Origin of the sequence: Paracoccus nototheniae, from assembly GCF_004335005.1 — a bacterium.
In the GTDB taxonomy this organism is placed as follows: domain Bacteria; phylum Pseudomonadota; class Alphaproteobacteria; order Rhodobacterales; family Rhodobacteraceae; genus Paracoccus; species Paracoccus nototheniae.
The window spans coordinates 1-12092 of sequence record NZ_RQRT01000001.1; the positions used below are offsets into that span (position 1 = coordinate 1).

The following is a 12092-nucleotide window of genomic DNA, read 5'->3' on the forward strand; positions in this document are numbered from 1 at the left end:
TGTCGGCAAGGGTCATGGGGCGGGTTCCTCAGGACGCGCGCAGGCGCGGGTCGATGACGGCATAGGCGATGTCCACGACGGTGTTCAGCGCGACGAAGATGAACGACACGATGCACAGATAGGCCGCCATCACCGGGATATCGACGAAGGTGATCGCCTGCATGAACAGCATGCCCATGCCCGGCCATTGAAAGACGGTTTCCGTCACCAGCGCGAAGGCGATCAGATTGCCCACCTGCATCGCGGTCATGGTGATCACCGGCATCAGGCAGTTCTTCAGCGCATGGCGGAAATACAGCGTGCGGGCGGGCACGCCCCGGGCGCGGGCGAATTTGATGAAATCGGCGCGCAGCACCTCCAGCATCTCGGCGCGGACCAGCCGCATGACCAGCGTGATCTGGAACAGCGACAACGAAATGGCGGGCAGGATAAGCGCCGCGCGCCCCGATTGGGTCAGAAAGCCGGTGGACCACCAGCCCAGTTGCACCGTCTCGCCCCGCCCATATCCCGGCAGCCAGCCCAGACTGACCGAGAACACCAGGATCAGCAGGATGCCCACGATAAAGGACGGCAGCGAGACGCCCACGATCGACACGGTCTGCATCCCCTCGGCCCACCAGCGGCCCCGCCCGATCGCGGTCAGCACCCCGAGCGGAATGCCCACCACCAGCGAGATGATCGTGGCGATCAGCACCAGCTCGAACGTGGCGGGAAAGCGGTCGGCGATCAGGCCGATCACCTCTTGCTGATTGCGCCACGAGATGCCGAAATCACCCTGCACCGCGCGGGTGACGAAACGGGCATATTGTTCGGGAAAGCTGGCATTCAGGCCAAGCCGGTCGCGCAGCTCGTCGCGTTCGACCTGGGTGGCGCTTTCGTTCATCATCATCTCGACCGGGTCGCCCAGAAATCGAAAGATCATGAAGGCGAACAGCGCCACGGCCAACATCACCAGCGCCGCATTGCCGACACGTTTCACAAGAAAGACCAGCATTGCATCCTGCCTTGTCGGGTGGGGGAAAAGGGGGCGGGGCCGGTCAAGGGCCCCGCCGGGCCGGTCTTATTTCACCGTCAGCCACAGGCGCGGCAGGTTGTCGGCGAACAGCGGCAGATCGTCGACCCCGGCACTGGTCGCCCATGTCAGGGGTTGCTGATGCAGCGGGATCATCAGCGCCTTGTCCTGCGCGATCTTCAGCGCCTCGGCAGACAGGGCCAGGCGCTTTTCGGTGTCCAGCTCGGTCGCCGAGGCCTCGGTCACCGCGTCGAATTCCGCATCAGACCAGCCGCCCCAGTTGAAGATGCCATAGGTGCCCTCTTTGGTATGCAGCACCTGACTGGTCAGCGAATAGGCGTCCAGCATCGGCAGCGTCGCCCAGCCAAGCGTATAGACATCGACATTGCCGCCCGACCGCTTGGGCGTCTGGACCGCGCGCGGCCCCTGATCGATGCGGGGTTTCAGCCCCACCCGCGACCACATCGAGGCCAGCGCCTGACAGATCTGCTCCTCGTTCACCAAGGTGTCGGAACAGTTGAAATCGAACGAGAATCCCTCGGCCCCGGCCTCGGCCAGCAGGGCCGTCGCGCGTTCGGGATCGGCGGCGACCGGCGTGTCGAGCGCCTCGTCATAGCCGGGGATCTGCGGGGCGACCAGCGCGCCCGCATTGCGCGATTTGCCCCGCATCACCCGCGACTGAATCAGATCCATGTCGATGGCCAGTTGCAGCGCCTGCCGCACGCGCAGGTCGCGCATCGGGTTGGGGCTGCCGTCGATCAGCGTCTCGCGCTGGCTGAAGCCGATCATGACGGTGCGCAGATCCGTCCCCTCCAGCAGCTTGACGTCGGGCGATGCCTCCAGCCGGGGGATGTCCTGCACGGGGGCGGCGTCGGTAAAGTCGATATCACCCGCCAGCAGCGCCGCCACGCGGGTCGCGGGGCTGGCGATGGGGGTGAATTCGATCCGGTCCAGATTGTGGACCGGCGTGTCCCACCAGCCCTCGAACACCTCGAACACGGTCGAGGCATCGGGCGTCCGGCTGACCACCCGGAAAGGCCCGGTGCCATTGGCGTTATAGGTGGCAAAGCCTTCGGTGCCGGCGCCGACATCGGTCGGTTCCTCGGCATCATTGGTCGCCAGCCAGCCCGCGTCAAAGACATAGATCGTGGTCAGATCGTTCAGCAGCAGCGGATAATTCTCGGTCACGTCGATTTCGATCGTGTGATCGTCGATGACCCGCGACCCGGTATACGCGGGGATATTGCCCTTGAGCGGGGATTTCTCATGGGTGGCGCGCAGCAGCGACGCCTGCACATCCTCGGCGGTGAAGGCCGCACCGTCATGGAAGGTGACGTCCTGGCGCAGGGTGAACCGCCATGTGGTGGGCGACACGATCTCCCATGCGGTGGCCAGCGCCGGTTCGATCGTCAGATCGCCGTCATAGCGCACCAACCCCTCATAGGCGTGGTTCAGCACGCCAAGCGTAAAGCTGTCGCCATAGGAATAAGGGTCCAGCGATCCCAGATCGCGCGAGGCACCCCACCGCAACGTCTCGGCCGAAGCAGAGGTCGCGGCGACAAGCGCGGTGGCCAAAAGCAGTGCAGTGCGAAGGCTCATGTTCAGTTTTCCCTGTTGTCGCATTCGTTTTATGATCAGACTTGCATACAAAGCGGTCGGTCTTGCAGCGTCTTTTGCGCTGCTTCGCAGGCTTTTGGGCGGATAAACTGTCTTTTGAGGGATCATCTACCGATTCCTTATCGCAGTGATCCCCCATATCGCATCCAATATCAATACATAATTGCATGCATAGTTGACGATGGAATGCATGTCCTTTAGGAAAGGGACAGAACCTTGGGTGAAAGCGCCATGTCGACCAGCACCACACGCAGCAATGCGATCTATGCCTCGCTTCGGCGCGCGATTCTGGAACAGGCGCTGAAGCCCGGCACCAAGCTGCCCGAGGATTCGATCGGGGAAACCTTTGGTGTCAGCCGCACGCTGGCCAAGGCGGCGCTGGTCCGGCTGGAATCGGACGGTCTGGTCGAGATGAAGCCCAATCGCGGCGCCGCCGTCGCCGTTCCGTCATTCGCCGAGGCCGAGGATGTGTTCGCCCTGCGCCGCTGCCTTGAACGCGAGGTGATCGAACGGTTGTGCCGCAAGATGCCCAAGGACGGCATCGACGCCCTGCGCAGCCATGTCCGAGAGGAGGAGCGCGCGATCCGCAGCGCCAGCCCCCGTTCGATCCGGCTGGCCGGAGAGTTTCACATCCTGCTGGCGGAACTGACCGCATCGACCGAGCTGACGGGTTTCGTCAGCCGGATCGTGTCGCGGTCATCGCTGATCCTTGCCCGTTTTGGCCGCCCGCACTCGGCGGAATGCGGCATCGGCGAACATCACAGCCTGATCGACGCGCTGGCCGCCCAGGATCAGGACACCGCGACGCGCCTGATGGACGCGCATCTGCATGCGGTCGAGGATCGCGCCAATACCGATGACAGCGGCCGCGACAGCGATATCAGCGCGATCCTGATGCGCTACCTCAGCCCGACCGAATAGTTTTTCCCAACGGAGGCCCCCGATGCATGACGACCTGACGGCAGCGCATGGCGCAGCCTTTGACACCACACGCTTTGATTTCGCCGAATTGTCGCCACGCGAGCGCTACAAATTGCTGATCGGCGCCGTCGTGCCCCGGCCCATCGCATGGGTGACCAGCGTGGACGAGGCCGGGCGCGTGAATGCCGCGCCGTTTTCGTTCTTCAACGTGCTGTCCGCAGACCCCGCCATTCTGGCGCTTGGGGTCGAAAATCACGAGGATCGCCGCTTCAAGGACACCGCCCATAACATCCGGGCCACCGGCGAATTCACCGTCAATATCGTCGATCACGCCAATCTGGATGCGATGAACATCACCGCCTTTCCCTTTGCCCCCGGGATCGACGAACTGGCCGAGGCCGGGCTGACCGCCATGCCCGGCCATCTGATCGGCTGCCCCTATATCGCCGAAGCCCCCGTGGCGCTGGAATGCCGACGCTATGTCACGCTGGAAATCTCGGCCTCGCGGCAGATCGTGCTGGGGCAGGTGGTGGCGATGCATGTCCGGTCGTCGATCATCAACGACCGTCTGCATATCGATCCGGCCGGGCTGGACGCGATGGGCCGGATGGGTGGGCATGGCTATTGCCGGTCGAACGAGACCTTTGATCTGCCGACGCTTTAAGCGGCCAGGCCCATCTGCACTCCGTCAGGTCGCCACCAGCGCGACGCCGTTGCGTTTGTGGCGTTCGGCCAGGGTCCGGCCCTTTCTGCCGCCGATCAGCTGGCGCGCGGGCAGGGGCGGGGCCTGCCCCTCCAGCCCCGGAAACAGCTCGAGGATCTCGCGCAGGCTTTGTGCGCCCATCATCGACAGCGCCTGATCGCCGGTGTACAGGCTTTCCGCCTCGGCACCGTCGGCGAAGACGATCTGATGGCTATCGAACAGCATGTGGACATAGGTGACCGTGGTCAGATCCTGCGCGATCTCGATCCCCTCTGTCTGCAGCAGATGCTTGGCCGCGACCAGCACATCGCCCGTCCCGAACATCCGCGTCACGATGCGAGAGCGGACCACCAACCGGTGCTGGGGCGAGACGACCAGATCGCGGTGCGGCAGGCCCTGTCCCAGGGCGCCCTGACGGATGCGGATCGGCTGCAGATGGGGGAAACGCTGCAAGTCGCGCACCGTCAGATCGCGCGACCCGATCCAGCGGATCGGCTGCTGCCCAACATCCCTGGTCCGCACCAGATCGCCCACCCGCAGATCGCCGCAGCGGCGGTCGCCTTGGCCCGTGGCAATCATCACCCCGTCCGCGAAACACAGCGCATTTCCGGCGTTCAGATCCTGCGGATCGACGCCGTTCAGTTGCAGCGACCGGTCTTCGCCCAAAGACAGAACCCCATCCTCGGCCAGATCGTCGCGCAGCCAGTCGATCGGGCGGGCATAGGTCGTGCCATGGGCGGCGTTATGGGCGGCCAGCGTCGTGCGGTTGTAAAAGGCCGACAGGTCGATCCGATCCTCGGTCGCGTCGAAATCCTGAATGACGTCATGGCCGTCGCTGGCGATGAACAGGTTTGCACCGGTGCCGCCATAGATCGTGTCATTGCCCGCGCCGCCGTCGATGGTGTCGTGACCCTCGGCGGACAGAACCAGATCGTCGCCGTCGCCCGCGTCGATCCGGTTGTTCCCGTCGCCATAAACACGGATATAGTCCGCCCCGGCCCCGGCATCGATGGTGTCATTGCCGCCATAGTCTTCGATGGTGTCATCGCCCGCCCCGGATGAGACGTGACTGTCGCCGGTGCCGCCATAGATCGTGTCATTCCCGCCGCCGGTCTGGACGTTGGCCGACGAGCCATCATAGCTGTACACATAATTGTCGCCGTCACCGGCGTCGATCGTCTTGGTGCCGCTGCCGCCGTGATAGATGGTGTCATTGCCGGACCCTGCGGTGAGGGTATCGTTGCCGCCATCAAGGGTGACGACATTGTCGCCCTGGCCCGCCGTCACCAGATCGTCGCCGTCCCCGGCAGTGATCGTGTCATTCCCGGACCCTGCCAGAATCGTGTCGTTCCCGCCACCGGTCGAGGCCTGATTGTCGCCTTCGCCCAGTTCGACCCAATCATTGCCCGCGCCGGTCGTGACGCTGTCGGCGCTGGCATCTGTCCCGGCATAAACCCGGTTGTTGCCGTCGCCCGCGTCGATCATGTCACTGCCGTCGCCGCCAAGGATCGTGTCGTCGCCCGATCCGGCATAGGCATAATCATCGCCGTCACCCAGGGTGATGGTGTTCGCGCCATCCCCGGCGGTAACATAATCGTCGCCCGCGCCCGTGGTGATCGTGTCATTGCCAGCCCCGGCCGAGACGGTATCGGCGCCATCGTCGCTGCCCGAATCGACAAGGTTGTCGCCCTCGCTTGCGTCGAGGTAATCGGCACCGTCGCCGCCGGTGATGGTGTCGTTGCCCGCCCCCGATGTGACGTAATCGTCGCCCGAACCGGCGTCGATCAGTTTGTCGCCGATATCGTCGTCGTCGCCCGTGCCATTGACGGTGATGGTGTCCGCGCCATCACCGGCATCGATGGTATCGTTGCCGCCGTAATCCGTGATGCGGTCATCGCCCGCGCCGGATACGATCTGATCGTCGCCCGCCCCTGTCGTGATATCATCATTCCCGGCACCGGTCAGGATCTGGGTCGAGGTTGCCGAAGAGGTTTCGATAACGTTATTGCCATCGCCCGCGTCGATCGTCTCGATGCCGCGGCCGCCATATATGGTGTCATCGCCTGACCCTGCAGTGACCGTATCGTTGCCGCCATCAAGGGTGATAAAGTTGTCGCCATCCCCGGCCATGACCAGATCGTCACCGTCATCGGAATAGATCGTATCACCACTCGACCCGCCTATGATCGTGTCATTGCCTGCACCGGTCGAGGCGGTATTGTAGCCCTCGCCCAGTTCGACCCAATCATTGCCCGAGCCGGTGGTGACGTCATCGAAGCTGGCATCGGTCCCCGCATAAACCCGGTTGTCGCCGTCGCCTGCGTTGATCAAGTCGACGCCGTCGCCGCCATAGATCGTGTCGTCGCCCGATCCGGCATACGCATAATCATCGCCATCACCCAGGGTGATGGTGTTCGCGCCATCCCCGGCGGTAACATAATCGTCGCCCGCGCCCGTGGTGATCGTGTCATTGCCAACCCCGGCCGAGACGGTATCGGCGCCATCGTCGCTGCCCGAATCGACAAGGTTGTCGCCCTCGCCTGCATCGATGTAATCGGCACCGTTACCGCCCTGAATGGTATCGTTGCCGGCACCCAGATAGATTCGGTCATCACCCGCGCCTGCGTCGATCAGCTTGTCGCCGCCCTCATAGGCCGAGATAAGATCATCCCCGTCTCCGGCCTCGATCGTATCGGCGCCGCCGCCCAGCTGGATCTGATCGTCCCCGCCACCCGAGGCGATGGAATCATCGCCCATCGCGGAATGGATCGTGTCATTTCCAGCTCCGGTCGACACCGTGTCATTGCTGTTGCCAGTCGTGACCTGGTCATTTCCCCTGCCGGTGGTCACATACGCTTTGCCACCGCTGACGCTGATGTAGTTCTGCCCGTCGCCTGCATGGATGGTTTTGTCGCCGCTGTGGCCAAGGATCGTATCGGCGCCGCTGCCAGCCGACACCGTATCGGCGCCGGCACCGGAATCGATGTAATTGTTTCCGGTCCCGGCATCGATGGAATCATTACCCTGTTCGCCGAAGATGCTATCGCTTCCATCGCCCCCCATGATGGTATCGTTTCCGACACCGCCATAGATCAGATCGTTGCCAAACGACCCTTCAATTCTGTCATCGCCTCCGAGTCCGTAGATCGTGTCTGGCCCACTACTGCCGACGATATAGTCTCCTCGATCGGTTCCTGAATAGATTGGCATCTGTGTCCCCATTGTGACTCTGGCGTGATGATCCGCCGATGGCGGGGTCTGCTCCGCATCGTGGCCTGACTACTGCTCAGAATGCTCGGGATCGCGCAGCCGGGCATGACCACTTCCGGTCATGCGTTAACGATTTTTTCAGGCATCCCTGTTCAGTCTTCGGGCAAAGCGGCCCTAGGTCTGTGAACCGGTCGTTACCGGCGTTGACCGGCGCGTGACCTTGACGAAAACTGAATGCAGATGCCGCCCTGCAAAGGAGTTGCCGTTGATCCCTGATCCGCGCCTTCTGTCGGCTGTTCATCGCGCCGCGCTGGACCCCACGGCCTGGCGGGATGTCATTCTGGAACTGGAACGCGCCTCGGGCGGGGCGCGGATCGCGGCCTTCGGGGTCAATGCCGACGGGTCGCAAAACATCCAGTTGCCTGCCGTTCATGGCAGCTTCGACCCGGCCTTTGGCGAAAGCTTCATCGCGCATTACGGCGCCTTGAACCCTTGGGCGCGACGCTTTGCGATGATGCCCGTCGATCGGCCGCTGCGCTCGGCCGGGCTGATCGCGGACGAGGATCTGATGCGGACCGAGTTCTATCACGACTGGATCCGGCCACAGGACGATATGCGCGGCGGGGTCGGGTTGCGCCTTGCGGTGGGGCAGGGGCGCCACGTCTTTCTGGCCGCCAATGTGCGCCAGCGCGAACGCGACCGGGTCGAGGATGCGTTGGTCCGGTTGCTGGATCAGCTGACCCCGCATCTGCGTCATGCGCTGCAGGTCAATGCGATCCTGCGCGGCTATGCCGCCCGTATCGCCCTGCTGGAGGCGGGCGCCACCGAAGGCGCGCTGTTCGTCATTCTGAACCCACAGCGCCACGCCCTGCAAGTGGAACCGGATGCCGGGGCCTTGGCGCCGTTCCGCATCGATGCGACAGGCCTGTTCCGCATGACCACCCCCCGGATGCAGGACTGGCTGGAGTCGCTGGTCCGGGCGCCGCGCGGCGGGCCTGTCCCTGCTGTCTGCAATGACGGGGTCTGGCAGGGCAGGGCCGTCGCGGTGCCCGGCGATGCCCTGCTGCATCCGCCCTTTCAGCACACGCCCGCCCCTGCCGGGCCGTGTCTGGGGCTGATCTTTCAGCGCGTCGCCCGCAGCGAAGCGCCCGGGGACCGGCTGCGGCGCAAATTCGGCCTGACCGCCGCCGAGGCCCGCATCGCGCTGGCCGTCGCCGGGGGCGCCTCGGCCCCCGAGATTGCGCGCGAACGCGGGGTCAGCCTGCATACCGTGCGCAACCAGATCAAGGCGGCCATCGCCAAGACCGGCGCGCGGCGGCTTGGCGATCTGATCCGGATCGTGACCTGCGAGACGGGCTAACGGACGCCCGTTGGTTTGCGGACGGATCGCAGCGATATCCTGGGGCGCGCCGAACCGGACCACGCCGCACGGGCGCCCGCTAAAGCATCCACTCGATCGGCAGCAACCCCAGGAACCGCATCAGCATGCGCGATGCCAGGCTGGTGCCGGGTTCCGACAGATGCCGGGCGACGGTGCCGTCGGCCAATGGCTCGTCCCAGACCATGTCGCCGCCGGGCGTCATCGCGGGCCGATAGGTGGTTGTGGGAAAGGCCGTATCGAAGGCTGCCTGAAACCCGCCCGCCAGCTGCGGGCTGTCGATCAGCACGCCCATTTCGGTATTCAGCGCAAAGGAACGCGGATCGAAATTGAATGACCCGATGAACACCTGCTGCCCGTCCAGAGACAGGGCTTTGGAATGCAGGCTGGCCCGCGACGGCCCGGCCTGCCTTTCGTCGCGCGACGAGACCGCGAAGTCGGGCTTCAGTTCATAAAGGCCGACCCCGGCCTGCAACAGCCTTTTGCGATATTTGATATAGGCGCTGTGGACCAGAATGACATCGGTAGCCGCCTGCGAATTGGTCAGGATGCGCACGCGCGTCCCGCTGCGCGCGATCCGGGTCAGGGCCTCGGTGAACCCGGTGCCCGGCACGAAATAGGCCGAGACAAGATCGACCGAGCGGTCGGGCCGCGACACAAGCTGCATCAGCTGAGGGAACAGGAAATCGTTCTGCCGCGCCTTGTTCAGCCCCTTGGCTGGATCATCGCTGACCAGCGCCACATCGGTCCATTCGAAAGCCAGCTGACCCGCTGCGATCTGCGTCACGATATCGGCCTGACGCAGGCGCGCGCCATAGGCCTGCCCGTTGGCGGACCCTGCCTGCTGCCGGGCATCGGCCATCAGGCGGTCCAGCGCGCCGGTCCGGGGCACGGTCAGGATACGGTCTGCGGGATGGGCGGACCCGCTGGCCCAGTAGCGATCGAAATCCGCGCCGACATCGGCCGCGCCCCGCCCCGCGACCATGACGTCGGTATCGACATATTGCATCCCGCCGCCCATGCCGAAATAGAGGTCGCCGATATTGCGGCCACCAAGCATGGTGATCGCGCCGTCCGCGGTCAGCGATTTGTTGTGCATCCGCCGGTTCAGCCGGAAGAAATCGAACAGATAGCCGATTGGCTTCGGGTTGCGCAGAATGAACGGGTTGAACAACCGCAGCTCGACATTGGGCAGGGCGTCGATCGCGGCCAGATCGCTGTCCATCCCCGAAATGCCGTTATCGTCCAGCAACAGGCGCACCCGCACGCCGCGTTCCGCAGCCCTGCGCAGTTCGTCCAGCAGGATCAGCCCCGCCGCATCGCGCTGCCAGATGTAATATTGCACGTCCAGCGACACCTGAGCGGCGCGGATCAGCGCCATGCGGGCGGCGAAGGCATCCGGGCCGGACATCAGGGGAACGACGCCGCTGCCGCCCGCCGCATCCCGGGGCGGCGACAAAGCGAACCGGCCCAGCACCGTATCCGCCGAGGCCGCAAGGGCGTGGCTGGTCGTCCGACCCTGCAGCGATGGCGGCCTGAACGTCACATGCCCGATCAGGATCACGGTCAGAACCGCAAGCAGGATCAGCGCCATCACCCGTGCCATGTTGCGACGCCTGCCTTCTGCGGGTTGAGCCTTTGTCACGCAGGCATCGCATGGCCGTTGCGGCCCCGCAAGGCGCGCCACGGCTGCGCCCGGGGTGACGCGACCGGGGGCCTGATGCTAGAGCAGGTTGAAGCCGGGGCCATAGGGATAGCCGGTGATATTGTCATGACCATCGCCGGTGATGACCAGAATATCATGTTCGCGATAGCCCCCGGCACCGGGCTGGCCCTGTGGAATGGTCAACATCGGCTCCATCGAGATGACCATGCCGGGTTCCAGCACGGTGTCGATATCCTCGCGCAGTTCCAGCCCCGCCTCGCGGCCGTAATAATGGCTGAGAAGGCCGAAGGAATGGCCATAGCCAAAGGTCCGGTACTGCAACAGATCCCGGTCGGCCAGAAAGGCGTTGATCTGTCGCGTGATCCCGGAGCAGGTCGCGCCGGGCTTCAGCAGGCTCATCCCGTATTCATGCGCGGCCACATTCGCCTGCCAGATCGCCAGTGACGCGTCGTCGATTCCGCCCACGAACATCGTCCGCTCCAACGCGGTATAATAGCCCGAAACCATCGGAAAGGCGTTGAGGCTGAGGATGTCCCCGGCCTGCAGAACACGCGCGGTCACCGGGTTATGCGCGCCGTCGGTGTTGATCCCCGACTGGAACCAGACCCATGTGTCGCGATATTCGGCCAGCGGAAAGCGGGCAGCGATCTCTTGTTCCATCGCGTCGCGGCCTGCCATGGCCACGTCGATCTCTCGGGTGCCGATCCTGACGGCCTCTTTGATCGCATGACCGCCGATATCGGCGATGGCGGCGCCCTGACGGATCAGCGCAATCTCGGCAGGTGATTTGTGCATGCGCTGCTGCATCGTCAGCGCCGAGATGTCGGCGGCCCGGCCGGGCGCAAGATAGTCGTCCAGAGCCGATTTCAGCCCGACCGTCATGTGGTCGCTTTCGAAACCGATGCAGCGGCCCGTGCCGGTCACCGACCGGACCGCCCGCCAGTAATTGTTCCGCTGCCAGTCGGTATAGGTGATGGCGTCGCCATGGCTGCGCCGCCACGGCTGGCCCGCGTCGATCCCCGCGCTGATCGTCACGCAGTCCGACGGCGTCACCACCAAAGCATAGGGACGACCGAACGCACAGTAAAGGAAACCTGAATAATAGGCGATATTATGCATCGATGTCAGCACACAGGCGTCGATGCCCCCCGTGGCCATGTCGCGGCGCAGGCCGGCAAGGCGGGCGTCGTATTCGGCCCCGTCGAAGGGCAACTGGCGATCACCCTGATGAAAATGATAAAATTCGGGACGGTTCATGGCAAACGGCCTTCTTGTCGGGCCGATCGTGCAGGGAAAGGCACCCTTCCTTGCCGCATCGGCGGAAACGCAAGATCCCGGCGTTCAGGATGGGGAACAGGGCTTGCGCAACAGTGTTGCGGTGGCGACGCCATCGCCGGCCCATGACACAAGGTTACCCCATCCCGCGCGGCGTTCAAGCCCTTCCGGCAGCCTTGGGGGCATCTCCGCGGCGCGACAGGGCGACATGGGCGTCCCCGGGGAACAGGAACCTGCGGGTTCGATCCGCTGAAGCGGCCCTGCGCCTGATGCACCCGGTCCAGCGCCGGGGAAAAACCGATCACAATGG

8 protein-coding genes are annotated in these 12092 nt (G+C 64.2%); 3 read left to right on the top strand and 5 right to left on the bottom strand.

Annotated features, from left to right (window positions below; all coding sequences use genetic code 11):
- Nucleotides 1-28 precede the first annotated feature (28 nt).
- Nucleotides 29-994 carry an ABC transporter permease gene (locus EG885_RS00005; RefSeq protein WP_131572413.1) on the bottom strand — a complete coding sequence of 322 codons (966 nt, stop codon included), beginning with the start codon at nt 992-994 and terminating at the stop codon, nt 29-31.
- 66 nt (nt 995-1060) lie between these two features.
- The gene (locus tag EG885_RS00010; protein ID WP_131572414.1) at nt 1061-2611 is read right to left on the bottom strand and encodes an ABC transporter substrate-binding protein; all 1551 of its coding nucleotides are present in this window, start codon (nt 2609-2611) and stop codon (nt 1061-1063) included.
- Nucleotides 2612-2860: 249 nt separating this feature from the next.
- Between EG885_RS00010 and EG885_RS00015 the strand changes: the two genes are divergently transcribed.
- Entirely contained in the window at nt 2861-3550 is a 690-nt protein-coding gene (locus tag EG885_RS00015; RefSeq protein ID WP_131572415.1) for a GntR family transcriptional regulator, read from the top strand.
- 22 nt (nt 3551-3572) lie between these two features.
- Nucleotides 3573-4214 (top strand): flavin reductase family protein, encoded by a 642-nt coding sequence (locus tag EG885_RS00020; protein WP_131572416.1) that lies wholly within the window; start codon nt 3573-3575, stop codon nt 4212-4214.
- Nucleotides 4215-4238: 24 nt separating this feature from the next.
- On the opposite strand, the gene EG885_RS00025 is transcribed toward EG885_RS00020, so the two are convergent.
- Nucleotides 4239-7475: a Hint domain-containing protein gene (locus EG885_RS00025; RefSeq protein ID WP_131572417.1), complete on the bottom strand. Its 3237-nt coding sequence runs from the start codon at nt 7473-7475 to the stop codon at nt 4239-4241.
- A 253-nt stretch (nt 7476-7728) separates the two neighbouring features.
- On the opposite strand from EG885_RS00025, the gene EG885_RS00030 reads away from it, so the two are divergent.
- Complete coding sequence (locus EG885_RS00030; protein ID WP_131572418.1) at nt 7729-8823, top strand: helix-turn-helix transcriptional regulator; 1095 nt, start codon at nt 7729-7731, stop codon at nt 8821-8823.
- 79 nt (nt 8824-8902) lie between these two features.
- Here EG885_RS00030 and EG885_RS00035 read toward each other — a convergent pair whose 3' ends face one another.
- Together EG885_RS00035 and EG885_RS00040 are read right to left on the bottom strand one after the other, a co-directional pair.
- Nucleotides 8903-10447, bottom strand: a complete 1545-nt coding sequence (locus EG885_RS00035; protein ID WP_131572419.1) for a phospholipase D-like domain-containing protein — start codon at nt 10445-10447, stop codon at nt 8903-8905.
- 117 nt (nt 10448-10564) lie between these two features.
- The gene (locus EG885_RS00040; RefSeq protein WP_131572420.1) at nt 10565-11764 is read right to left on the bottom strand and encodes an aminopeptidase P family protein; all 1200 of its coding nucleotides are present in this window, start codon (nt 11762-11764) and stop codon (nt 10565-10567) included.
- Nucleotides 11765-12092 lie beyond the last annotated feature (328 nt).

Excerpts from the sequence above, each read along its gene's own strand:
- EG885_RS00035 (WP_131572419.1), bottom strand. The coding sequence starts at position 10,447 with ATGGCACGGGTGATGGCGCTGATCCTGCTTGCGGTTCTGACCGTGATC.
- EG885_RS00020 (WP_131572416.1), top strand. The coding sequence starts at position 3,573 with ATGCATGACGACCTGACGGCAGCGCATGGCGCAGCCTTTGACACCACA.
- EG885_RS00015 (WP_131572415.1), top strand. The coding sequence starts at position 2,861 with ATGTCGACCAGCACCACACGCAGCAATGCGATCTATGCCTCGCTTCGG.
- EG885_RS00010 (WP_131572414.1), bottom strand. The coding sequence starts at position 2,611 with ATGAGCCTTCGCACTGCACTGCTTTTGGCCACCGCGCTTGTCGCCGCG.
- EG885_RS00005 (WP_131572413.1), bottom strand. The coding sequence starts at position 994 with ATGCTGGTCTTTCTTGTGAAACGTGTCGGCAATGCGGCGCTGGTGATG.
- EG885_RS00040 (WP_131572420.1), bottom strand. The coding sequence starts at position 11,764 with ATGAACCGTCCCGAATTTTATCATTTTCATCAGGGTGATCGCCAGTTG.
- EG885_RS00025 (WP_131572417.1), bottom strand. The coding sequence starts at position 7,475 with ATGGGGACACAGATGCCAATCTATTCAGGAACCGATCGAGGAGACTAT.